The organism is Pseudomonas sp. JL2 (assembly GCF_031570495.1).
GTDB classification, from domain to species: Bacteria; Pseudomonadota; Gammaproteobacteria; order Pseudomonadales; family Pseudomonadaceae; genus Aquipseudomonas; species Aquipseudomonas rhizophila.
The window spans coordinates 215,104-238,823 of sequence record NZ_JAKUDH010000001.1 but is presented as its reverse complement, the minus strand read 5'-3'; the positions used below and the strand labels follow the sequence as shown (position 1 = coordinate 238,823).

Sequence of the window (23,720 nt, the reverse complement as noted above, 5' to 3'; positions counted from 1 at the left end):
TTCCCACGGATTTAATCACTATTTCCGATGCCGCACTTGCTCCATACTTCGCAAAAAATCCTTCTGGATGCCTTGGCCAAAAAAATGCTCGAAGACGCCCCCAAGACCGCACTCATCAATCAGGAACAGCGTTTTCGCCTGCTCATCGACGCCGTGGTCGACTATGCCATCTACATGACCGACCCCTCCGGCATCATCACCAGTTGGAACTCCGGTGCCAGGCGTTTCAAAGGCTATGAAGAATCCGAGATCCTAGGCCAGCACTTCTCACGCTTCTACACTGACCAGGATCGCGCCGACGGTCTTCCGCAACGGGCGCTGGACACGGCCCTGCGCGAGGGGCGTTTCGAAGGCGAGGGCTGGCGGGTGCGCAAGGACGGAACGTTGTTCTGGTCCCATGTCGTCATTGACCCGATCATCGATAGCCAGAGCGGCGACTTGCTTGGCTTTGCCAAGATCACCCGGGACCTGACCGATCGCAAGATGGCCGAGGAAACCCTCAAGCAAAGCGAACAGCAGTTTCGCCTGTTGGTGCAAAGCGTCACCGATTACGCCATCTACATGCTCGATCCAGACGGCCAGGTGACCAACTGGAACCTGGGCGCGCAACGGATCAAGGGCTATCTTCCGGCGGAAGCCATCGGCCGGCATTTTTCGATGTTCTATACCCCTGAGGACCGTGAGGCCGGTGAGCCTCAGCGTGCCTTGAGCATCGCCGCCAGCGAAGGGCGCTTTGAAAAAAGGGGCTGGCGGTTACGCAAGGATGGCACCCGCTTCATGGCTCACGTGGTCATTGACGCGATTCGCAGCGACACGGGGGCGCTACTGGGTTTTGCCAAGATCACCCGCGACATCACCGATGCCACCCGCGCACAACAAGCCTTGGAACAGGCTCGCGAGGCGCTGTTCCAGTCACAGAAACTGCAAGCCATCGGCCAGCTCACCGGAGGCATCGCCCATGACTTCAATAACCTGCTGACGGTGATCCTCGGCAACCTGGAAATTGTGCGCAAGCGCATGCCCAGCGATCCAAAACTCATCCAATTGCTGGATAACGCCACCCAGGGCGCGCTGCGCGGTGTTTCGCTGACGCAACGGATGCTCGCGTTCGCCCGCAGACAGAAACTGTCCTCCGAATCGGTCGAGCTGTCGGCGCTGGTGCAGGGCATCAGTGGTTTATTGCAAAGCTCCATCGGCCCTTCGATCCACATTCAGACCGACTTTGCCCAGGCGCTTTCGCCGGTGATGGCCGATGTCAACCAACTGGAACTGGCCATCCTGAACCTCGCGACCAACGCTCGGGATGCCATGCCGCAGGGGGGGCGGATCCTGATCTCGGCCCAGGAACGCTCCGACACCAAGGCCGGCAAGGACGCGCCGATGGCACCCGGGCGATACATTTGCCTGTCCATCACCGACGAGGGCGAGGGCATGGACGAGGCGACGCTGGCTTCGGCCGTGGACCCGTTTTTCACCACCAAAGGGGTAGGCAAGGGCACTGGCCTGGGCCTGTCCATGGTGCATGGCTTGGCCGAGCAATTGGGTGGCCGCCTGATACTCAAGAGCCGCAAAGGCGAGGGCACTACCGCTGAGCTGTGGTTGCCGATAGCCGACAACTCCGCGCCAGACAAAGTGCCGGCCCAGGCCACGACGACACCGTCGGTGAACGAGCTACGGGTGTTGGTCGTGGACGATGACAGCCTGGTACTGACCAGCACCCGGCTGCTGATCGAAGACCTGGGCCACCGCGTGCTTTGCGCCCCATCGGCGGCTCAGGCGTTACAGATGTATGAGCTCAATCCGGACATCGACCTGGTGATCACCGACATGGCCATGCCGCAGATGGATGGTGCGCAATTGGCGAAACTGTTGCGTGATCGTCATCCGACCTTGCCCATTATCCTGGCCACCGGCTACGCCGAACGCCTGGAAGGGTTCGCCACGCAACTGCCGCGCCTGACCAAGCCGTTCAAGCAGATTGACCTGGTGCAGGTCATTGGGCAGGCGATGAAGTAACTCCAGGCATGGCGCTGCCACAGGTTCATTCAGTATTTTTCCTGAACCCTCGCAAGTTCATCGCACACAGGCAGAACTGCAGCACGATCAACGCATAGGCGTCTGAATGCAGCCCCCAGATGACCCACAGGATATTGCTCGCGATAAAACAACTGAACCCGGCCACCCGCCGTCGGGGCTGACGTGAGCCGATCAGCCAGGCGGCCAGCACCGTCACCACCATCGCCGGCCATTGCACCCATCCAAGATAATCCACAGAGCCCTCCTCAAGCTTTCGGTGATCTAGAGACCGTGACGATCGGTGAGCGTTTCGTTGAGCCCGGGTCGCACCTCTGGTCCGGTGGCCGGAACTTGCCTGTCCCTCATTTCTTCTAACAAGTCCCAAACCCACACCCGAGGCGCAGCCTGCGCAATGCCCAGAATACTCACCAGCCATACCCCGGATGAAGAACTGACGGAACACAATGCCAAGCTGTTCGGCTCGCCCAAGGAACGCCTGGATTTTTATCGCCGGGAGATCCAGTACGAAACCAGCATCCTGGCCAATCGAACCGATGCGTACCTGGCCGCCCAATCCTTCCTGGTGATCGCCTTTGCCTCATGCATGGCCAACCTGAACCCGGAGTGGGGCAAGTTGTTCACATTGATCGTCCCGCCGTTCCTGGCTCTGCTGGGCTTCCTGAGCTCGCTCAACGCCTGGCCAGGAATTCGCGCCGCTTACGAGATCATCGATCATTGGCATTTCAAACAAAGCGAGTTGCTGCGTGCAGAGCCGTTGATGGGACTGGCCTACGACGAATCCCCGCTATTCAGCGAGCAGGAATCGACTCACAAGGGCTATCGCAAGTCCTTGCTGTTTTCGGTGCGTACGCCATGGATCTTTGCCGCGTTCTGGGTCTTGCTGGGGGCGTACTCGGTTTATATCCAGGTGAGTGATCCAGGGGGCTGAAGCCTTAGCTCGATTTTTTGTGGCGCTCATACCAGGCCAGTATGGGTTGGGTACTCAAGCCATGGACCAAAATACTCAGGGCCACCACCGACAGCGTGATATTGATGCACAACTGGACCATCTCTGGCTGTAAATCATGGTTCACCGCATAGAACAGATAAAACAGACTGCCGATGCCACGTATGCCGAACCAGCCAATCAGCAGCCGTTGTGGCGTGTCCAGCAGCCGCCCCCAAGGCATCACCAACAAGCTCAACGGGCGAATCACGGCAAACAGCAGGCCGCCGATTACCAAGGCCCGCCAGTCCCAATGAGTGGCAAGCGCCACCCCCAGCAGCGTCACCAGAAACACTTCCATGGAACGCTCCACCAGACTGCCGAAGGCGAGCATGTCACTCATCATGACCCCCGCGGCCACCTGACCCTCTTCCATAGCCTCGGCGTCACCCCGGACCGCATCCCGGGGGGTGACCGCTTCGTGTCCCACCACCGGTTGTACCAGGTGTTCTGCCGGAAGTGAGTGTTCATCCGTCGATTGCACCTCGGCCTGGCGCAGGCCCAGGCCAGCGGCAAACACCGAAAGAAAGCCATAACCCTGGAGGGCTTCGGCCACGACGTAGGCCAGGGCAATCAGCGCCAGGGCCAGGTAATCGTTGGGCGAGAGGGTGCTGTCGGCGTTCTTGATGCGCATCGACAGGGTCAACCAGCCGATACCGCGGCCCATCCAGTAACCGGTGAGCAAACCGACCGGCACTGCCCACAGCACATCCTGCAGCATCCAGTCACCGAGAAAGCCAAGGTCGTCCTCGCGCAGCAACAACAAGCCCAGAATCACAAAGGGGAAGGCCGTGCCGTCGTTCAAGCCGGCTTCCCCCGACAGGCCAAACCGTACCTGGTCATCATCCCGGGCATCGTTGACCTGCACCAACGCCGCGAGCACCGGATCGGTTGGCGCGAGGATTGCGCCAATCAACAACGACACGCCCCAACCGAGACCAAACAGGTAATGCAGGGTCAAGGTCAGGCCCGCGATGGTCAGGATCATCACCGGGCCGGCCAGTGTGTAGGCCACGCGCCAACTACGGTCCTTGAGGGGCAAACGTAACTTGAGGCCGCTGACGAACAGCGAAAACACTACCGCGACTTCGGTGAGGTGCTCCATCCAGGCTGAGGAATCGGCAATGTCCAGCCTCAACAACTCCAGGCCCGCCGGCCCGATGGCAACGCCCAAACCCAGGCATATCGCCGAGGTGGTTACCGGCATCCAGCGCAGGTAGGAGGACGTCAGGGCCAAGGTCAGCAATACGGCGCCGAGCACCGCTACCCATACTGTGAAAATCATTGCTGCTCCTTGGATAGCTCGAAGGCATAGCTCGTAGGCATAGCTCGCAGGCACAGCCCCGAGTGAAACAGACACCGTCAAGCCAGTATCCGGCTCCTGTCGTTCATTCGAGGGTCTGAGCCAAGCGCCGGTTCCGTCAAAGCGATACGGCTCCGTTTATCCGGAGGACTTTCATCTCAAGGGAATTTTTCGTCATTCCCGGCGCTCTGCCAAAGTAGAGACGTGTTGATTCAGCGTCCTGCCGAGAACCCAAGAGGCCCTTATGACTGCGCTGACACCCCTCCAATCCCGGCCTGCCACCGTGCATTCATTCATGGATGCCGGGAGCGTGCGCCAATGCTATGAACGGCTGCTCCATGGCCCTGACGATGCTGACAAGCAAGCCGTCGCCCAGGCCTTCCTTCAGCAATGCGTGGGGCAGGCCGCGGCACTGCCCCTGGAGCTGCCCGACACCCCCACGGCTCTGCAAGCCTGGGTCGAGCAACACAGTGCCGGTGTAGCCCGCCAGTACGCCGAGTATCTGGAGCGGCGCAAAAACGCCGGTCCACGAGAGTTTTTCACTTGCAAGGCCCACGCCTTGTATTTCCTGCAGGCAGTGGCGCCCACCAAACTGGTGGACGGCGCGTGGCTGTATGGCGTGCTCAAGCATTGGCACGACCACCGTTTCGAAGGGCTGCTGAGCACTTATCTGGAAGAGTTGGGCGACGGCAATCCCTCGCAAAACCATGTGGTGATATACCGCAAGCTGCTCGCCGAACACGACCTGTCGGACGCGCCGGACATTGAAGACGAGCGCTACCTGCAAGGTGCCGTGCAATTGGCCCTGGGCTATGGCGGCGATGAATACCTGCCTGAAGTGATCGGCTACAACCTGGGTTACGAACAACTGCCCCTGCACCTGTTGATCAGCGCTTATGAGCTGACTGAGCTGGACATCGACCCTTATTACTTCACCCTCCACGTGACGATTGACAACGCGAGCACCGGTCATGCCCACAAGGCCATCCAGTCGCTGCTGCAACTGATGCCGATGGAGGCGGATCGCGAAGCGTTCTGGCACCGGGTCACCCTGGGTTATCGCCTCAATGATCTGGGCCAAGGCAGCCGAACCATCATCGAGTCATTCGACCTGTATCGCGAAGTGCTGGACATGCTCGAACGCAAACGTCCGTTCGGCCAACACATGCATTCCGATTACTGCAAGTTCGAAGGCAAGACCGTCAATCAATGGCTCGCAGCGCCTGGACAACTGGAAGGCTTCCTGACGGCGCTGCAAAACAAGGGCTGGATCAAACGTCATGAAGATCCGCAGAACAGCCGGTTCTGGACGCTGATCGAAGGGGCGGGCGCGGCCATGTTCGGGGTGTTCAGCCCCTATGAAAAACAGTTGCTGCACGACTGGATCGCCGGTGACTGGACGCAGGAGGGCGCCAAGAAAAGCCCGCGCCGCGCCCACGGTGCAGCGTGCGAGCCGCAGATGCCGATCGAGGACCCCGATGTACAGAGCCTGCAACAGACCCTGCGAGGCCAGACGCCCGATGCGCAGATGCAGACCCTGATGCCGTGGCTCTCGGCGCGCTGCCACAGCCATCCGGCCGGACTGCTGGCGACTCGTCGCTTCATCGAACTCAAATCCGCGCTGCGCTAGGAGCCCGCATGAATCAGGAAGAACGCCTATCCGAAACTGACCTGGCGCTATTGCAATTGGGCCGACGCCTGCAAGCCGACGGCTATCGCTTCATTACCCCGACACCCCTGACCCACGAACGCGTCAACCAACGACCTGGCAATGAACGCTCCAGGACCCTGAGGGATGTGTTCGGCTGGTCGCGCCCGTTTGCCCCGGGGCTGATCAGCGCCGATGAGCAGCGCCAGCTGCAGGAAGCCGAGGTGCTGCAAGCGCGCGACGGCCTGTTGCATAGCCGCGTGCGCTGGTCGAGCCTGGACGGCCTGCTGTTCGCTCATTCGCAATTTCCCACCCAAGCCAACGACGCGGTGTTTTTCGGTCCCGACAGCTATCGTTTCGCCCAACTGATCCATACTTATCTGCAACAGAACTTCACGGCAATACATCGGGCCGTGGACATCGGCTGTGGCGCCGGTGTCGGGGCGCTGGTCATTGCCCGCGCCCGGCGCGAGGCACAGGTGCTGGCCGTGGATATCAATCCGATGGCTCTGCGCCTGAGCGCGGTCAACGCGGCGCTGGCCGAGGTGTCCAACGTCGAGATCGCCCGCAGCGATGTACTCCAGGATGTGGAGGGCGACTTCGACCTGATCGTCGCCAATCCGCCGTACATGGCCGACCCCAGCGAACGGGCCTACCGCCATGGCGGTGGCGCACTGGGCGCCGGGCTGTCGCTGCGCATTGTCGAACAGGCCCTGCCACGGCTCACGCCCGGTGGCTCGCTGGTGCTCTACACCGGCGTGGCGATGGTCGATGGGCGTGATCCGTTTCTCGAGGCGCTTGAGCCTTGGCGCGACTCGCCGAACTTCGGCTGGACTTACAAGGAATTGGACCCGGACGTGTTTGGTGAAGAACTGCTCACCCCGGGTTACCAGGACGTAGAAAGGATCGCCGTGGTGGCGTTGGTTGTAACCCGCATCGGCGCGGGTATCGGAGGGACTATCGATGAACAGGCGACTGAAGTTCGGCATTGAAGAGGAGTATTTCATCACCGATCTGCAAACCCGTTGTATGCCGGATCAACCCTCAGCAGAGGTTGTCACGGCGTGCCAGGCGCTACTGGGCAAGCATTTCGCCCATGAAATGTTCCAGTGTCAGATCGAGATGGCGTCGCCTATTTTCCGCAACTTGCCCGAGGCGGCCGATTACCTGGCCCAGGTCCGCACAGGCCTGACCCAGCGCCTGGCCGCCCATGGCCTGGGCCTGCTCAGCGCCGGCTCGCATCCCATGGCGACCCAGGGTCTGCAGCCCACCGACGAACTGCACTTTCAGCAGCTGTTCGACGATTACCAGCGGGTGGCCAGACGGAGCGTGCTTTCGGGCCTGCATGTACACGTGGAGGTGCCGGCCCATAAGGACCGTGTCCGGGTCATGAACGAGGTGCTGCCCTGGCTGCCGATGTTCCTGGCGCTGAGTGCTTCGTCGCCGTTCTGGAACGGCGCCTACAGCGGGTTCAGCAGCTACCGTCAGGTCGCTTGCGATGAATGGCCGCGCATGGGCGTGCCGGAGTTCTTCGAGGATGAGTCGGCGTTTGCCGGCTACGTGGACATGCTCATGCGCACCGGATCCATTCGCCAGCCCAGCGATTGCTGGTGGGTGATGCGGCCTTCGTCGCGTTATCCCACGCTGGAGCTGCGAATCTGCGATGCCTGTCCGCGTGTTGAGGATGTCCTGTGCCTGGTCTCGCTGTTTCGGGTGATGGTGGCCCATGCCATTGCACTACCCAAGCCCGGCGCGCACTTCAGCCTGACCTCCCACTGGATCCTCAAGGAAAATCGCTGGCGGGCCAAGCGTCATGGAATCCTGGCCGAGTTCATCCTGGAGGGGCAGGAGCAGCCGATGATGATCGGTGAGTGGATCACGCTGGCGGAGCAGACCTTCGGCGAGACTGCCGCCGCACTGGGCGTTGAGGATGTGTTCAAGCAGGCACGTCGTATCGTCCAGGAAGGCACCAGTTCCGATCGGCAAATCGTGCTGTACGAACAAGGGCTGCTGCTGGGCGACTCCACCGAGCACGCCTTGAGCAGGGTGGTTGATCAGTTGTTGGCGGAAACCGCCGGGATGCCCGTGGCCGACCCGTCACTGTTGCAAGTGGCAGGTGGTCCATGAGCAGCAAGACCCTGGAGGATTACAACCGGATGCGTGACTTCGCCGCCACCCCGGAGCCGGCGGCCAAGCGTTCACGCAAATCGGCGAAAACCGCCCATGCCTTGCAGTTCTGCATTCAGAAGCACGACGCTTCACGGCTGCATTATGACTTCCGGCTGGAGCTGGACGGTGTGCTCAAGAGCTGGGCGGTGCCCAAGGGGCCGTCCCTGGACCCCAAGGTCAAGCGCCTGGCGGTGCATGTCGAAGACCATCCGCTGGATTACGCGACCTTCGAAGGCAGCATTCCCGAAGGCCATTATGGCGCTGGCGACGTCATTGTCTGGGATCGAGGCGTGTGGATTCCCCAGGGCGATGCCCATGAGGCCTATGAAAAAGGCCGGCTCAAGTTCGAGCTGCAAGGGGAAAAACTCAGTGGCCTGTGGAACCTGGTGCGCACCCACATGCCCGGCAAGCAGGAGCAGTGGTTCCTGATCAAGCACCAGGACGCAGCGGCACGTCCCGAAAGCGAGTACGACGTGGTCCAGGCCGAGCCGGACAGCGTGCTCAGCGAGCGCACCCTTGTACCCAAGCGCCGTGGCAAGGCTGCCGCCCAGGTCAAGGCTGTCCAGCAACCGAAAAAAGCCGCCACGCCCAAACCGTCAAAAAAAGCCTCAACCACAACCCTCAGCGGCGCGGTGGCCGGGGCGATTCCCAAGACGCTCAAACCGGAATTGGCCACGTTGGTAGAGCGAGCGCCTGAAGGCGAATGGCTCTATGAAATCAAGTTCGACGGTTACCGCGTCATGGCCCGCATTGAAAACGACGATGTCAGGCTGATCACCCGCAACGGCCATGACTGGACCCACAAGCTGCCCAAGCAGGCCGAAGCGCTGGCCGGATTAGGGCTGGAGTCCGCCTGGCTGGACGGTGAGATGGTGGTGGCCAACGAGCAAGGCGTACCGGACTTCCAGGCCCTGCAGAACGCTTTCGACGCCGGCAGCAGCAACAAGATTGCCTACTACCTGTTCGACCTGCCTTACCTCAATGGCATGGACCTGCGCGAGGTGCCCGTGCAAGAGCGGCGGGCCGCGTTGGCGGCAGTGCTTGCGAGCAACAAGAATCCGCTGTTGCGCTTCTCCGATGCCTTCGAAGAAACCCCTGAAGCCTTGCTCAACAGTGCTTGCCAAATGCAGATGGAAGGACTGATCGGCAAACGCATGGGCAGTGCCTACGTTTCCCGGCGCAGCAACGACTGGATCAAGCTCAAGTGCAAGAATCGCCAGGAGTTCGTCGTAGTCGGTTTCAGCGAACCCAAGGGCGCCCGCAACGGCTTCGGCGCCTTGTTGCTGGGGTTGCACGATGCCGACAGCGGGCAACTGCGCTATGCCGGCAAGGTCGGCACAGGGTTCAACGAGCAAACACTCACAAGCATTCACCAGCAATTGTTGCCCCTGGAAAGAAAAAAGGCTGCGGTGGTCAACCCACCCACCGGATACGAGGCCAAAGGAGTGCATTGGCTGGAACCGACGCTACTGGCTGAAGTGGCGTTTGCCGAGATGACCAAGGAAGGCTCGGTGCGCCATGCCGTGTTTCATGGTTTGCGCAACGATAAACCGGCCAAGGCGATCACCCAGGAGCTGGCCAAACCCGTGAAAAAGACTGCGGAAAAAACCAAAGCCAAAACCAAAACCAAAACCAAAACCACTCAGGCGCCAGCCATGGACGGTAAGGTGCGCATCACCCACCCTGAGCGAGTCATCGATCCCAGCAGCGGCACGACCAAGCTGCAACTGGCCGAGTACTACGCCAGCGTCGCCGAGTTCATCCTGCCGGAACTGGCCGACCGCCCGGTGGCACTGGTCAGGGCGCCGGATGGCATTGCCGGTGAGTTGTTTTTCCAGAAAAACGCCGAGCGCCTGGCGATTCCTGGTATCACCAGCCTGGACAAATCATTGACCGGGCAGCCGGTAATGATCATCAACAATCCCGAAGCGTTGATCGGCGCGGTACAAATGAGCACGGTGGAGTTACACACCTGGAATGCCACGTCGGTGAACCTGGACAAGCCTGATCGCTTTGTTCTCGATCTTGACCCGGATCCGGCCCTGCCTTGGAAAAGCATGGTGGAAGCGACGCATCTGACCTTGTCGGTACTCGATGAACTAGGGCTCAAGGCGTTTCTCAAGACCAGCGGCGGCAAAGGCATCCACATTGTCGTGCCCTTGACCCGCAAGTTGGGTTGGGACGAGGTCAAGGGCTTCAGTCATGCGATTGTCAGCCACATGGCCAAGCTGTTGCCGGATCGTTTCTCGGCGGTCTCCGGGCCAAAGAACCGGGTAGGGCGGATCTTCATCGACTACCTGCGTAACGGCCTGGGCGCCACCACCATCTGCGCCTATGCCGCCCGTACCCGTGAAGGCTTGCCGGTATCGGTGCCGATTTTTCGCGAGGAAGTGGCCGAACTCAAAGGCGCGAATCTGTGGAACGTACACAACGTCCATGAGCGTTTGGCGCAAGTGGGTCACGAGCCTTGGGCGGGCCTGAAGAAGACCCGCCAAAGCATCACCGCCGACATGCGTCGACGCATTGGTATGAAAAAGACCGATAAATAGCTTGGTTCGATGCCTCCCGGACTCATCCACTTACCGGAACGCGCAGATATTCCGGCTGCAGGACGTTGAACCACAGCAGAATCATTTCCACCAGAATGGTTACCAGTACCAACAGCCCTACGCCCCATACGCTGGCCGAGTACAACAGACCTTGTTCCTTCTTGAGGTTCATGAACTTGGGCAGGCCAATAAACAGCAAAAAGGTCGAGTAGGCCGACGCCATTGCCAGCGCAATCACCGCCAGCCAGCGGTTGGGATAGAGCCCGAAAATCCCGGCCAGGAAGTAGGGCGTGGCGGTGTAGGCGGCAAAACCAATGCACTGGTTGACCGTCGGGCGGGCATCGAAGGTGCGCGACATCCAGCGGATGAACAGCCCCATGAGCATCACGCCGGCCACGATGGTCAGGTACAGCAGCACACTCAGTTGAAGTGCGCTGGCAGTGCTGAGCCGTACCGTTTCGTTTTCAGCCAGGCTCCAGCCGGTCCAGGTGGTCCCAATGAACAGGCACACCACGGGAATCAGGGCGAGCAATAACAGGTGAGCCAGATAGTGGCGCGGATGAGCTTGTTCCTGTTCGCGGATGTCTTTCCAGGCAAACTCGGGGTGGGTGAACAGTTTGACGAAAGGGGCGGACATGACGACCTCCTGATCAGTACAGCCTCTGGTGAGGCCCATACGGATTTGAGGTACAGGATCGGTCGGGGGTTCATTTATTTGGAGTGCCTGAGGAGGGGCGTGATCAGAGGGAATGAATCCATACGGCCGGGGTCAATCCATCAGCATCCCTGAAGGACTGTATGCCATGACCATTGCTTGCTCCCTGGTTGATTACTTGCGTGAACACGAGCTGCGCCTGACGACGGCCGAGTCCTGTACCGCCGGCAAGATCGTCACCTTGCTGGCCGAAGTGCCCGGCAGTGGTTCGCTGATTGAAAGCGGTTACGTGGTGTATTCCCCGGAGGCTAAACAACGATTGCTGGGGGTCAACCCATGCACCATCGACACCTTCAATCTCACCAGCCGTGAGGTGGCCGAGGAAATGGCCCTCGGTGCCCTGCGCGACGCCAATGCCAACGTCGCCGTGGCCACCACCGGCATTCTCGGGCCGGATGACATGGACGGCATTCCGGCCGGCACTGTCTGTTTTGCCTGGGCGTTCGATATGGCCGGCGAGCGAGCGTTGTTCAGTCGCCTGGAAAGATTTTTCGGGACTCGCAACCAGGTCCAACTGTGGGCCGCCGAACATGCGCTCGTGCAGTTGCGGCACTTTCATCAACGCGCGCTGGCGGGTGAGCGCAGATAGGGGATCACCATGACCCACCCCACTGATCCCGAGGAATTGCGCAGCCGCCAGTTCCCGGTCCGCGAAGACATGGCCTACCAGCTCAAGGTCTGGCGTTTCGAGCGGGTGGGTTGGTACGTGTTGGTATTGCTGGTGATCCTGACGCTGCTTGGATTGTTCTCTCGTGGCCCGTTGAGCACCCGAAATGTACACAGCGCAGATGGCCGACTCGGCGTCGAGTACGAAATGTTCCACCGCAACGGTTCTACCAACCCCATGGTCATCCATCTGATGGGGCAGCCCAATGCCGTGCTGGAGGTGGAACTGGTCGGCCAGTGGCTGGAGGGTTTCGAGGTGCAAACCCTCCAGCCCCAGCCCGTGCGCTCGGCGAGTGCGGAGCGGGGCCTGAAGCTGTGGGTCCAGGCGGATGCCAAGGGAGAGGCCAGCCTTTATCTGTCACTGCTGGGCGATGGGCTGGGGCTCTATCACAGCCGTATCGACACGCCCGATGGCGCCACGGTCAGGTTCAATCAATTCATTTTTCCCTAGGTGACGTATGGACTCTGTGCTGCGGGCTGCCGCGATCTATGTGGCGTTGCTGGTACTGTTCAAGATCGCCGGGCGTCGCTCCCTGGCGGAAATCACCACGTTTGATTTTGTCCTGCTGATGATCATCGGCGAGGCCACCCAGCAGGCGTTGCTGGGGGATGATTTCTCGTTGACCAATTCGTTGATGGTGATCGTGACGCTGATTGCCATCGATGTGGGCTTGTCGCTGCTCAAGCAACGCTCCCAATGGGTCTCGCAACTGATTGACGGCGGCCCGACCATTATTGTGGAGGATGGGCGAATACTGAAGGCGCGCCTGCGCCATGCCCGCTTGATAGAAGAAGACATCATGGAAGCGGCACGGTCGAGCCAGGGAATCGAGACACTGGAACAGATCAAGTTCGCGATTATCGAACGTAACGGCAAGATTTCGGTGATTGCCAAGGAGCCGTGAAGCCCTTCACATGATTCATGGCGAGGGCTACATCCCCTCGCCACAACAGCTGCCCACCATTGCTTGACTCACAGGATCGGCTTGCCGCCCGTAATCCCATACCGGGAACCGGAAATGTAGCTCGCCTCATCCGAAGCCAGCAGTACATAGATCGGCGCCACTTCCACCGGCTGGCCAGGACGGCCAAGGGGCGTCTGGGAGCCGAAGTTCTGTACTTCTTCCTCAGGCATGGTGGCGACAATCAGCGGTGTCCAGATCGGCCCTGGCGCCACGCTGTTCACCCGGATGCCCTTGGGGCCGAGCATCTGCGCCAGACCGCCGGTGAAGTTGGCGATGGCGCCTTTGGTGGTGGCGTAGGCCAGCAGAGTCGGCTTGGGCATGTCGGAGTTGACCGAACTGGTGTTGATGATCGAGCCACCCGCCTTCATATGCGGGACGGCGGCCTGGCAGATGCTGAACATCGAGGTGATGTTGATATCAAACGTGCGCACCCACTCTTCGTCGGGGATGTCTTCCAGGTTTTCGTGGGTCATCTGGAACGCGGCGTTGTTGACCAGAATGTCGATATGCCCGAAACGCGCGATGGTTTCGTCGACGATCTTGCGGCATTGGGCCTTGTCCGCCAGATCGCCGGGCAGCAACAGACATTGGCGGCCGGCCTGTTCTACCCAACGGGCAGTCTCCCTGGCGTCTTCATGCTCGTCCAGGTAGGAAATGGCCACGTCGGCGCCCTCACGGGCGAAGGCAATCGCCACGGCACGGCCGATGCCGCTGTCGGCGCCCGTGATCAAGGCGATCTTGCTTTCCAGGCGTCCAGAACCGGTGTAGCTCTGTTCTCCGCAGTCTGGATACGGGTCCATCTTGCGTTGAGTGCCGGGCACCGGTTGGCTTTGTTTTGGGAACGGCGGGGTAGGGTAGTCAGTCATGACATTCTCCATGCTGGATGTGTAGTCGATGGAGGGTGGACTGTGGGCCTTCAGGCAGAGTTCGCTCGGATTCCGGGGCCGAGCGATGAGCGTGGTCCGAGCCCTTTTGCCAATCGCGAATCAACATCGGCTAATGTTGGACGAATGCAGATAAGGAGCCGGACAGATGTTCAGTCACATACAGATTGGCGCGCGGGACCTGCCAGCAATGGTCGCGTTTTATGATGCTGTGCTGGGCTGCCTGGGGTTGGTACGCCTGCCCAGCGAAAACGACTCGGGCCCGCCGGGAGAAGGCTGGCATCAACCCGGCAAGCGTTGGCCTCAGGTGTTCGTGCAATTACCGTTCAATGGTTTGCCCGCGACCTGGGGCAATGGCATGCAAGTGAGTTTTGCCGCCGATTCACCGCACACCGTGCAGGCCGCCTGGGCGCAGGCCATCGCCCTGGGCGGCACCGACGAAGGCCCGCCGGGCCCGCGGCCCCAGTATTCGGAAGGGTATTTCGGGGCCTATTGCCGCGATCCGGAGGGGAACAAGTTGTGCTTTGTTTATGCGCCGGATATGGATGAATAAAACGCGGATCCATTGTGGCGAGGGAGCTTGCTCCCGCTGGGGCGCGCAGCGGCCCCATCAACTGGACAACCCGGTGTGTCAGGCAGGCCGGAGGGGACTGCTGCGCAGTCCAGCGGGAGCAAGCTCCCTCGCCACAGAGGATCTTCGTCGTCAGGGAGATCAGCCCCTGGCCTTCAAGCTTCGCTCCATCCGCGCAATCCCTTCCTCCAGCAGCGCCCGTGGGCAGCCGAAGTTCAAGCGCACGAACTGCCCGGCATCGTCACCGAAATCCAGTCCGGCACTCAGGCCTACCTTGGCTTGCTTCAGGAAAAAGCCCTGCGGGTCGTCCAGCCCCAATCCCGAGCAATCCAGCCAGGCCAGGTAAGTGCCCTGGGGCACGGTCATGGTGATGCCCGGCAGGCGGGTCTTTACGGCGTCGACCAGATAGTCGCGGTTGGCTTGCAGGTAAGCCTTCAATTCTTCCAGCCACGGGCCAGCTTCGCTGTAGGCCGCGCGGGTCGCTTCAAGGCCCAGGGCGTTGACGCTGTCGACCATGCCGGCCCGGGCACTGTTAACCCGCTCGCGGACCTTGGCGTTCTGGATGATGGCGAATGAAGTTTTCAGCCCGGCAATGTTGTAGGCCTTGCTGGCCGACATCAGGGTGATGGTGCGCTCGGCAATCTCCGGGCTGAGGGTGGCGGTGGGGATGTGCACACGACCGTCGAAGCACAGCTCGGCATGGATTTCGTCAGAGATGATCCAGGCATTCTGTTCCAGGCAGATATCTGCCACGGCCTTGAGTTCTTCCCGGGCAAACACCTTGCCCAGCGGGTTGTGAGGGTTGCTCAGCAACAACGCACCGCCCCCCTGCAACGCGTCACGCAGCGCGGCCAGGGGCGTGTGGAATTCGCCGTTGAGCGGGTTGAACGGTAGTTCAACCTTGTTCAGTTGCCAGTGAGCAGGGGCATTGCGCAGCGGCGGGTAATTGGGCACCTGTACCACAACGTTCTGCGCAGGCTCCACCAAGGCGTGCAGCGCCATGTTGAAGCCTGGTTCGACACCCGGCAGGAAGACGATCTGCTGAGGCTCGACGCGCCAGGCGTACTTGTTCCAGAGGTCCGCAACGATGGCGGCGCGCAGCGAGTCCTGGGCCACGCTGTAGCCGAGCATGGGGTGTTCGAGGCGTTTGTGCAGTGCGTCGATAACCACCGGCGGAGCAGGGAAGTCCATATCAGCCACCCACATGGGCAACACGTCAGCGGGGTAGCGACTCCACTTGGTGCTACCGGTACCGTGGCGCTCCAATACCGTGTCGAAATCGAAAGTCATGGGGGTTCCATCAGGTCTGGGAATGAGATGGCGAACATCATAAAGCAAAGATCAGTGAAAAAAGGAAGGTGGCGTAGTGCCACTAACCAGGAGGAATCGGCTACAGTTCGATTCCGACACGCCGATAAGGCTTGAAGCCAGCATTGGTAACGGACCCTCCAAGCCCCCCGAAAAGGACAGCCCCCATGACATCGCCCGTGCGCTTTAACGATCACTACCGTAAAGCTGATCGCATCATGCTGGGGCTACTCTGGCTCACTTTTGTCTACTCCCTGTGCCTGGCCTTCCTGCACTCCACCTTCAGCCAGGCGCTGCTGATAGGGGCGACGACCTGTCTGCTGACCACCGTGCTTTATCGCGGCCTGGGCGGCACCCGGGCCATGCGCTGTGTCATCGCCGTGGCGCTGATGGTCATGGCCGCCTTGCACATCAACCAGACCCATGGCGTGATCGAGTTCCACTTCGGGATTTTCGTACTGTTGGCGGTGCTGACGTTCTACCGTGACTGGCTGCCGATCATCGTGGCCGCCGCCACTATCGCTATTCACCACGTCGGTTTTCACTGGCTTCAGCACCAGGGTTATCCGGTGTTCGTCATGGCCAACCATGGCGGCTGGACCATGATTTTCATCCACGCCTTCTACGTGGTGGTGGAAAGCGTGATCCTGATTTACCTGGCGAACCAGAGCCTGGCCGATGCCACGGAAAACCAGGATGTGCTCGACAAAGTGCTGGCCGCCGCCATGCAGTTGAGCAGTGACACCCAGACCCAGCGCAACCGGGGGGACAAAGTCTCTTCGTCCGAGCGTTTCGATCATTTCCTGCAGCAGATCACCAACCTGGTAGACGGCGTGGTGCGCGATACCCGCAACCTTTCGGACTTGGGTCAGGACCTTTCTCAAGTCGGTCAGACACTGGAACACGGCGCCAGGCATCAGCTCAATGAGGTGGCACAGATGAGCGGCGCGATTGGCCATCTGGTCCAGGCCATGGACAGCATTGCCGGGCATGTCGGCCAGACGGTACAACGGGCCGGCCAAGCCAGTGAACAGGTCAGCCGCGGGCGCAGCACCGTTGACCAGAGCCGCGAGGAGATTGTCGAGTTGGCCGGTCGCCTCAACTTGACCAACGAAACCGTGCAAGGCCTGGCCGAGCAGGCGCAACAGATCGGCCAGGTGCTGGACGTCATTAACAGCATCGCCGAACAAACCAACCTGCTGGCCCTCAACGCCGCCATCGAGGCCGCCCGGGCCGGGGAGCAGGGACGCGGTTTTGCGGTAGTGGCGGACGAAGTCCGGACCCTGTCGCAAAAGACCTCGACGTCCACCACGGAAATCCAGCAGATCATCGCCAAGCTGCAACAGGGCAGCCGTCAGGCAGCCCTCGCCATGCAAGACAGCCAGGAAGGGGTACAACGCTGCGTATCGGCCAGCCAACTCGCCTCGCAACTGCTGCATGCAGTGGTAGAGGACATCGCGGCGATCAACCACTTCAACGACCTGATCGCCAGCACCACCCAGGAACAATCCGAGGCCTCGAAGGGCATCAATGAACGCTTGCAAAGCGTCCAGGCCGTCGCTGAGCGCAACGCCGATAACATCGGCATTCTGACTCGGAGCAGCCAGTGCCTGCCACCGTTGGCCGAACGCTTGGCGGTGTTGGGGCAGGCGTTTCATCGTAAAGGTGAGGCGGTTTGAGGTCTTTCACGCCGGGCCTTTTCAGTCCATGCCCGGTAAAGAAGGCTGGCGATTGACGGCAAAACGCACCTCACCTAGCATGACGCCATCATTTTGATATCTTTTTTAGTTTGGAGAAAAGTGTGCGGTTTAGAGCGCTTACGATTGGTTTTGTATTGATACTGGCCGGGTGTACCAACATTAAAGTCGAACCGGTGGAGCGCCAATATCAAATTTCGAAGATTTGTATTGAAGAGAATCCAAAAGTCGTCGTTGGCGACTTTGTCGATGGCTTGCAACTCCTCTTACGCAAGCACCATATCGAGAGCCAGCTCTACACCAGATCTGTGCCGAGCACCTGCGGGTACCGTTTGACCTATACCGCGATTCGCTCGTGGGATTTTTCTGCCTACCTGTCCGATGCCAGTATTTCTCTTTATAAGGGCAATCAAAAAATCGGCTTTGCGCACTATCATCTGACGGGGGAGGGAGGATTCGATCCGTCTAAAATGGCAACGGTCGAGGAAAAAATGGAGCCGGTAATCAATCAGTTATTGGGGCAGAACAAATGAGCGCGACAATAAAAAAAATAACAGGGCTGGTGCTCCTGCTCCTATTGACCGGCTGCGGCCATACAACTTCCAACCAACCCTATTTCGACCCTCCGTCGCCACCTCAAGGTAAGGCGCTCGTTTATCTGGCGCGGACGCATGTCATTCAAGGCAGCTTTTATGACAGCATATTCAGCATTAATGACAGCGCGGTAGTGGGCCTCAATGAACGGACCTATTCCTGGGTCTTCGTGAGCCCCGGCCAGCACAAGATAGCTGCTGGACAGAACAACCATCCCCGAAACGTATTCCTGAACCTGCAGATTGAAGAGGGTAACGAGTATTTCGTTGAATACACTCAGGAACACATGGTTGAGCTTATTCGGGCTCGGAATACGCAGGAAGGAAAAGCAATGGTAAGGGGTTACTCGTACATCCCCGTACGATAGTGAATCTGGAGATACACTCCATCACGTCATCTTGAACGGCAACTCACGCATTGGCTTGCCCGTCAGGCTGGCAATGGCATTGGCAAAAGCCGGAGCCAACGCCGGCAGGCCGGGCTCGCCCATCCCGGTGGGTGGTTCGGCGCTTGGCACGATGTGCACGGCAAACTCCGGCATGTCGGTAATGCGTGGAACGCTGAAGTCAGCAAAGTTGCTCTGCTGCACGACGCCGTCTTTCAAGGTGATGGCGCCGCCCGGCAGGCACATCGACAATCCCATCAGCGCTGCGCCTTGCACCTGAGCTTCAACACTGCGCGGGTTGACCACCAGATTGCAGTGCACACCCGCAGTCACTTGGTGCAGCACCGGACGGCCACTCTGCACCGACGCCTCAACGACATAAGCCACCACCGAACTGAACGACTCGTGCACCGCCACGCCCCAGGCATGGCCAGCCGGTAGCGGGCGTTTGCCGTATTCGCTCTTGTCCACCGCCAATTGCAGCGCTGCGCGATGGCGCGGGCTTTGATCGGCGAACAGCTTCATCCGATAGGCCACCGGATCCTGCTTGGTTGTACGGGCGATCTCATCGATCAAGGTTTCCATTACAAAAGCCGTATGGGTGGAGCCTACGCTGCGCCACCAGAGGATGGGGACGTTGACTTTCGGGTGATGGACCGTCAGGCGCATCGGCAGCGGATAAGGATCACGCATACCTTCCGTGGCGGTGGGGTCGATGCCGTTCTTCACCCGGCCCCCAAACACGGTGTCGGTAAGAATGGATTGCCCGACCAGGGCGTGATCCCAGGCCAGTACCTTGCCAGCGTCGTCAAAACCGATGCGCGCGCGATGCAGGTGCATGGGGCGATAGTAGCCGCCCTTGATGTCGTCTTCCCGGCTCCAGAGCGTGCGCACAGGCGCGTCAAGCCCCTCAGCGCGGGCGGCTTTGGCCACTTCGCAAGCCAGCACGACAAAGTCGCCGGTGGGCACGCCGCGCCGGCCGAAACCACCGCCGGCCGTCTGCACGTTCAGCTGGATTTGCTCGGGCTTGAGATTCAGTACCTTGGCGGCCGCCGCACTGTCGCCGCCGGGAAACTGCGTGCCGACCCACAGTTCGGCGCGTTCTTCGCCGAGCTGGACAGTACAGTTCAAAGGCTCCATGGGGGCGTGGGCGAGGTAGGGGAATACGAACTCAGCTTCCAGTTGATGCGGCGCGGTTGCCAGCGGCGTCATGTCGGCATCGAAGCGCAGTGGGCCGGGTTGGCCGGCCAGCTCCCGGTACTGGAGCAATTGTTTTTCGCTGTCCACCTTTTCGACCGACGCCAGGTCCCACTCCAGCTTCAAGGCATCGCGCGCGAGCTTCGCCTGCCAGTAGCTATCGGCGACTACCGCGACACCTTCGGCGCCGCCGTCCAACGGCACGCGCAATACCGCTTTCACGCCCCGGGTGGCGCGTGCCGCGCTGTCATCCAACGAAGCGATTCTGGCACCGAACACCGGCGGGTGGGCGACCACGGCAGTGAGTTGCCCTGGCAGATGCATATCGATGCCGAAGTCCTGCTGGCCGCTGCTCTTGGCCTTGGCATCGATGCGCGTGGTGGCATGGCCAATGATGCGAAAGTCCTTGGGGTCCTTGAGTGTCACCTTTTCCGGCACAGGCAGCGCCATAGCGGCCTCGGCCAATTCGCCGTAGCTTGCCTTACGGCCCGCCGGGCCGAGCACCATGCCGGCTTGGGTGCTCAGGCTGGCCACGTCCACGTTCCAGCGTGCTGCCGCCGCCGAGAGCAGCATGGCACGAGCACGGGCGCCAAGTTCGCGGTACTGGGTATAGCTGTTCTTGATCGAATTGGAGCCGCCAGTGAGGTGTATACCAAAGATCGGATCCTGATAAGCAGCATCACCGCTGCCGTTGCGGGCTCGCACCAGACTCCAGTCGGCATCGAGCTCTTCGGCAAGAATCATCGGCAGGCTGGTTTGCACGCCCTGGCCGAATTCCAACCGGTTGATCGTCACGGTGACTTCGCCGTTGGGCGCGATCTGTACGAATGCCGAAGGTTGCTGATTCGGCTTGAGTGGTACTGCGGCGTCGCCGTTGGCCTCTTGCGCCAAGGCAAGATGAGGAAAAGCGCCCAAGGCCAGACCGCCGATGCCGACAATCTTGAGGAAACTGCGGCGGGGAAGGGTGGTAGGGCCGTCAGCCTGATCGCGCTCAAGCATGTGCTGTAAAGCGCGGGGAATCTCGTCTGGAAAAATCTCGTTCAACATGGCGAACTCCGGTCAGGCAAGGGTTTTGGCGGCATCTGCCACGGCAGCGCGGATGCGCGCGTAAGTGCCACAGCGGCAAATGTTGCCGGCCATCGCCGAGTCGATTTCGGCCGCCGTAGGCTGCTTGCCCTTGGGCTGGGCTTTGAGAAACGCTGTCGCGCTCATGATCTGGCCGCTCTGACAGTAGCCGCACTGCGCCACGTCGTGTTTGACCCAAGCCTCATGCACGGCGGTGCCGACCGGGTCACTGCCATCTGTGGCCGCCTCGATGGTGGTGATCTTCTTGCCTTGGGCGGCGGCGATTGGCGTCACGCAGGAACGAATGGCCTGACCATCCAGGTGAACGGTGCAGGCGCCACACAGGGCTGCACCACAACCAAATTTGGTGCCGGTCATGCCCAGCGCATCGCGCAGGGTCCAGAGAATCGGGGTGCCTGGGTCTACGTCGACCGTATACTCACGGCCATTGATGTTGAGGGCGCTCATAGCGATTCCAGCTCCAGAAGGTTTGACTCTGGATAACTATAGGAAGCAATTCTGGGGGCTGGTTGCATAATCCGCGCGGATGATTGCCCAATCGTGCGAATCTGCCGACGTTGGGCAAGCGCTGATAAAGAGCCAGGAGCGTTTCACGCGAGTTCGACGCCCTGGCCCTGAATTGCGCTGGATGCTTACATCAAGGGAATGCTGTAACTCACGATCAGGCGATTCTGGTCCTGGTCGCGAGCCACTTCGCTTCGGGACATCGCGTTGCGCCAGCCAAAACCCAGGTTCTTCAGCGTACCGCTCTGGATCACATAGTCCAGGGAGATATCGCGCTCCCACTCACTGGCGTCCTGACCGCTGGCGGTCTGGATATTGTCGCCCTTGAGGTACATCACCGACGCCTTCAATCCCGGCACGCCAAGCGCGGCGAAGTCGTAGGCATACTGGGCGAACGCCGTGCGCTCACCCGCCTGGATGAACGTCTGAATAGTGCGGTCGGTGTAGAGATAAAGGCTGGCGCCGGCTTCGCCTTTACCCACCAAGCCACCCTGGTTGAGTTGGGCAAAGTTGCTGTCTTCGGAAACGCTTTGATAACCCGCGGTAATGGCATGGCCGCCCAGCGAGTAAATGAACGCCGCACTCCAGGTATCGTTGTCGATTTCCCCGCTGCCGTCCTTGGTGTAGCCGCCCAGTTTGTAACCACTGGCGCGACCGGCGGCGCTGCTGTTCTTGCCATCGGACGTGGTCTTGAAGTAGCGCAAGTCGGTTTTCAGCGAGCCGTATTCGCCCAGCGGCAATACATGCAACAAACCGGCGAAGTGCTGTTGGTAATAGTCTTCGAGATTGGCGTAGTAATACTGTGCGGTCAGGTCCTTGGTCAGTTTGTAGTCGCCACCGGCAAAGGTGAATTTGTTGCTTTCCTGGCTGCCGCCCGCAACGGCCAGCCCGGCGCGGTCACTCGATGCACGCCCGGTGGCGTGTTCCAGTTGGCCGGCGGTGAACGTCAGGTTGTCGATTTCATTGCTGGTGACTTGGCCACCTTCGAAAGTTTGCGGCAACAGACGGCCATCGTTGGACACCAGGATCGGCAGTTTCGGTTGCAAGGTGCCGTAACGCAGTTCGGTCTTGGAGACGCGCATCTTCGCCGTTGCGCCGAGACGAGCCCATTGGTCGGCAGCCTTGTCACCGTCGTTGGGAAACATCGAGCTGCCAACATGGCGACCCGCGCCGCTGTCGAGTTTCAAACCCAGCAGGCCGATGGCATCCAGACCAAACCCCACAGTGCCGTCGGTAAACCCGGACTGATAATTGAGCATGAAGGCCTGGCCCCATTCCTCAGTCTTCGAGGGCGCGGCGGTACCGTCACGGTTATCGTTGTTGAAGTAGAAATTGCGCAAGTTCAAGTTGGCCTTACTGTCGCTGACAAAATCAGCAGACGCCAACGGGCTCAGGACAATACACACGCCGCCGGTTAATAAACTCAGTACGTTGAAAAGAGCTTTCATCAGGACGAACTCCAGCGCGGAACCTCTGTTCCGGGCACAGTGAAAAGGCAGCAGGAAGCCCTCGGCCGATCACATGATTGGCCGATGCGTTCAATAACTCGTTAGAAAATCTTCAATGAATAGAGTGGGGTAGGGATTAAATCTCCAAAGCAGGTCATCAATGAAAGTCCCTGGGTTATCAGTCGATCAATCCATGAGCGTCATAAAACGGATACGGTCCGGCATACTCGCCAAACACGCCGTTATGGGTCACCAGTGCCTGCCCATGCCAGTGATGCAGCAGATACCCCGGCGGTTCCAGATTGAAATGCGCGGGAGCGGTTGGCTGTAGATCCAGGACGATCTGATGTGAGGTACCGGGGCACACGCAACTCAGGCTGCCGCCGAAACGCCGTTGCATCGACCGATGCAAATGCCCGCACAGCAAGCGCTCCACCTGCGGGTGTCGGGCAATGACCTGCTCCAGTGCCGCCGCGTTGATGAAGGGTTCACGGTCCATATGGCCAATCCCGCTTACAAACGGCGGGTGATGCAGCACCAATAGCGTCGGCGCATCGGGACGACAGGCCAGTTGTTCATCGAGCCAGCGCAACTGGCTGTCCAGGAGCTGACCGCCATGGGCACCGGGAATGGTGGTGTCCAGGCCAATAAGGCGTAGCGGATGCTCCTCCACCACCCAGTCCAGGGGGGCGTCAGCCCGTATCGGTAGGTAGCGGTGGTCGGCAAATGCCGCCCGCAAATGCTCGCGATTGTCATGGTTACCAGGCACCAGGTAGCAAGGCATGTGCAGGCGCGCCAGCTCAGGGTGCAGCACGGCATATTCATCAGGGCGACCGAAGTCCACCAGGTCGCCACTGACCACCACGATGTCGGGACGCGGCACCTGGGTGTTCAAATGATCCACCGCACGACGCAATGCAGCGAGGGTATCGACAACGCCGTAAGTCAGTTTTTGCCCGGCTTTAAGGTGCAGATCACTGATCTGCGCGATGAGAAACGGATGATTCAA

Annotated in this window: 22 protein-coding genes; 13 read left to right on the top strand and 9 right to left on the bottom strand. The window is 60.1% G+C overall.

All coding sequences use genetic code 11. The features are described 5' to 3' along the window. Window positions 1-84 precede the first annotated feature (84 nt). Window positions 85-2,016 carry a PAS domain S-box protein gene (locus MKS85_RS01180; protein WP_310662572.1) on the top strand — a complete coding sequence of 644 codons (1,932 nt, stop codon included), beginning with the start codon at window positions 85-87 and terminating at the stop codon, window positions 2,014-2,016. Between the two features lie 25 nt (window positions 2,017-2,041). Here the strand turns inward: MKS85_RS01180 and MKS85_RS01175 are convergent, their stop codons facing one another. Further along, the gene (locus tag MKS85_RS01175; protein WP_047226450.1) at window positions 2,042-2,272 is read right to left on the bottom strand and encodes a hypothetical protein; all 231 of its coding nucleotides are present in this window, start codon (window positions 2,270-2,272) and stop codon (window positions 2,042-2,044) included. 156 nt (window positions 2,273-2,428) lie between these two features. Here MKS85_RS01175 and MKS85_RS01170 point away from each other — a divergent pair, with 156 nt between their 5' ends. Continuing rightward, window positions 2,429-2,965 (top strand): hypothetical protein, encoded by a 537-nt coding sequence (locus MKS85_RS01170; RefSeq protein ID WP_076384659.1) that lies wholly within the window; start codon window positions 2,429-2,431, stop codon window positions 2,963-2,965. Window positions 2,966-2,969: 4 nt separating this feature from the next. Here MKS85_RS01170 and MKS85_RS01165 read toward each other — a convergent pair whose 3' ends face one another. Further along, window positions 2,970-4,307, bottom strand: a complete 1,338-nt coding sequence (locus MKS85_RS01165) for a sodium:proton antiporter (protein ID WP_310662571.1) — start codon at window positions 4,305-4,307, stop codon at window positions 2,970-2,972. A gap of 262 nt (window positions 4,308-4,569) precedes the next feature. Between MKS85_RS01165 and MKS85_RS01160 the strand changes: the two genes are divergently transcribed. From MKS85_RS01160 to ligD, 4 genes are read left to right on the top strand one after another with little or no spacing between them, the layout of a single operon-like run. Continuing rightward, window positions 4,570-5,955, top strand: a complete 1,386-nt coding sequence (locus MKS85_RS01160; protein ID WP_139050305.1) for an iron-containing redox enzyme family protein — start codon at window positions 4,570-4,572, stop codon at window positions 5,953-5,955. A gap of 8 nt (window positions 5,956-5,963) precedes the next feature. Beyond that, a complete protein-coding gene (locus tag MKS85_RS01155; protein WP_139050306.1) occupies window positions 5,964-6,965 on the top strand; it encodes a class I SAM-dependent methyltransferase in 1,002 nt (333 codons plus the stop codon). Then, entirely contained in the window at window positions 6,937-8,100 is a 1,164-nt protein-coding gene (locus MKS85_RS01150; protein WP_107322477.1) for a carboxylate-amine ligase, read from the top strand. Before MKS85_RS01155 ends, MKS85_RS01150 begins: the two co-directional genes overlap by 29 nt. Then, window positions 8,097-10,691: a DNA ligase D gene (gene ligD, locus MKS85_RS01145; protein WP_310662570.1), complete on the top strand. Its 2,595-nt coding sequence runs from the start codon at window positions 8,097-8,099 to the stop codon at window positions 10,689-10,691. The genes MKS85_RS01150 and ligD overlap by 4 nt, the downstream gene beginning before the upstream one ends. Before the next feature lie 22 nt (window positions 10,692-10,713). Here the strand turns inward: ligD and MKS85_RS01140 are convergent, their stop codons facing one another. Further along, window positions 10,714-11,328 (bottom strand): Yip1 family protein, encoded by a 615-nt coding sequence (locus MKS85_RS01140; RefSeq protein ID WP_139050308.1) that lies wholly within the window; start codon window positions 11,326-11,328, stop codon window positions 10,714-10,716. Between the two features lie 166 nt (window positions 11,329-11,494). Between MKS85_RS01140 and MKS85_RS01135 the strand changes: the two genes are divergently transcribed. Genes MKS85_RS01135 through MKS85_RS01125 form a run of 3 tightly spaced genes read left to right on the top strand, consistent with a single transcriptional unit; the run spans window position 11,495 to window position 12,977 of the window. Further along, window positions 11,495-11,995, top strand: a complete 501-nt coding sequence (locus MKS85_RS01135) for a CinA family protein (RefSeq protein ID WP_047226632.1) — start codon at window positions 11,495-11,497, stop codon at window positions 11,993-11,995. 9 nt (window positions 11,996-12,004) lie between these two features. Further along, a complete protein-coding gene (locus tag MKS85_RS01130) occupies window positions 12,005-12,523 on the top strand; it encodes a hypothetical protein (RefSeq protein WP_047226458.1) in 519 nt (172 codons plus the stop codon). A gap of 7 nt (window positions 12,524-12,530) precedes the next feature. Further along, window positions 12,531-12,977, top strand: coding sequence for a DUF421 domain-containing protein (locus MKS85_RS01125; RefSeq protein WP_047226459.1), 447 nt, complete (start codon window positions 12,531-12,533; stop codon window positions 12,975-12,977). A gap of 68 nt (window positions 12,978-13,045) precedes the next feature. Here MKS85_RS01125 and MKS85_RS01120 read toward each other — a convergent pair whose 3' ends face one another. After that, window positions 13,046-13,903, bottom strand: a complete 858-nt coding sequence (locus tag MKS85_RS01120) for an SDR family oxidoreductase (protein ID WP_310662569.1) — start codon at window positions 13,901-13,903, stop codon at window positions 13,046-13,048. A 166-nt stretch (window positions 13,904-14,069) separates the two neighbouring features. Between MKS85_RS01120 and MKS85_RS01115 the strand changes: the two genes are divergently transcribed. Continuing rightward, a complete protein-coding gene (locus MKS85_RS01115; RefSeq protein ID WP_139050310.1) occupies window positions 14,070-14,474 on the top strand; it encodes a VOC family protein in 405 nt (134 codons plus the stop codon). A gap of 159 nt (window positions 14,475-14,633) precedes the next feature. Here the strand turns inward: MKS85_RS01115 and MKS85_RS01110 are convergent, their stop codons facing one another. After that, window positions 14,634-15,782: a MalY/PatB family protein gene (locus tag MKS85_RS01110; protein ID WP_047226462.1), complete on the bottom strand. Its 1,149-nt coding sequence runs from the start codon at window positions 15,780-15,782 to the stop codon at window positions 14,634-14,636. A gap of 185 nt (window positions 15,783-15,967) precedes the next feature. Between MKS85_RS01110 and MKS85_RS01105 the strand changes: the two genes are divergently transcribed. From MKS85_RS01105 to MKS85_RS01095, 3 genes are all read left to right on the top strand, one after another. Then, a complete protein-coding gene (locus MKS85_RS01105; RefSeq protein ID WP_310662568.1) occupies window positions 15,968-17,479 on the top strand; it encodes a methyl-accepting chemotaxis protein in 1,512 nt (503 codons plus the stop codon). 122 nt (window positions 17,480-17,601) lie between these two features. Continuing rightward, window positions 17,602-18,030: an Sbal_3080 family lipoprotein gene (locus MKS85_RS01100; RefSeq protein WP_310662567.1), complete on the top strand. Its 429-nt coding sequence runs from the start codon at window positions 17,602-17,604 to the stop codon at window positions 18,028-18,030. After that, window positions 18,027-18,458 (top strand): DUF2846 domain-containing protein, encoded by a 432-nt coding sequence (locus tag MKS85_RS01095; protein ID WP_223194328.1) that lies wholly within the window; start codon window positions 18,027-18,029, stop codon window positions 18,456-18,458. Before MKS85_RS01100 ends, MKS85_RS01095 begins: the two co-directional genes overlap by 4 nt. A gap of 21 nt (window positions 18,459-18,479) precedes the next feature. Here MKS85_RS01095 and MKS85_RS01090 read toward each other — a convergent pair whose 3' ends face one another. The 4 genes from MKS85_RS01090 to MKS85_RS01075 all read right to left on the bottom strand — a co-directional run bounded on the left by MKS85_RS01090 (window position 18,480) and on the right by MKS85_RS01075 (window position 23,720). Continuing rightward, window positions 18,480-20,720, bottom strand: coding sequence for a xanthine dehydrogenase family protein molybdopterin-binding subunit (locus MKS85_RS01090; RefSeq protein ID WP_107322479.1), 2,241 nt, complete (start codon window positions 20,718-20,720; stop codon window positions 18,480-18,482). A gap of 12 nt (window positions 20,721-20,732) precedes the next feature. Next, the gene (locus MKS85_RS01085) at window positions 20,733-21,206 is read right to left on the bottom strand and encodes a (2Fe-2S)-binding protein (RefSeq protein ID WP_047226466.1); all 474 of its coding nucleotides are present in this window, start codon (window positions 21,204-21,206) and stop codon (window positions 20,733-20,735) included. A 185-nt stretch (window positions 21,207-21,391) separates the two neighbouring features. After that, complete coding sequence (locus MKS85_RS01080) at window positions 21,392-22,711, bottom strand: OprD family porin (RefSeq protein ID WP_076384677.1); 1,320 nt, start codon at window positions 22,709-22,711, stop codon at window positions 21,392-21,394. Window positions 22,712-22,889: 178 nt separating this feature from the next. Next, window positions 22,890-23,720 carry a phosphodiesterase gene (locus MKS85_RS01075; RefSeq protein ID WP_310662566.1) on the bottom strand — a complete coding sequence of 277 codons (831 nt, stop codon included), beginning with the start codon at window positions 23,718-23,720 and terminating at the stop codon, window positions 22,890-22,892.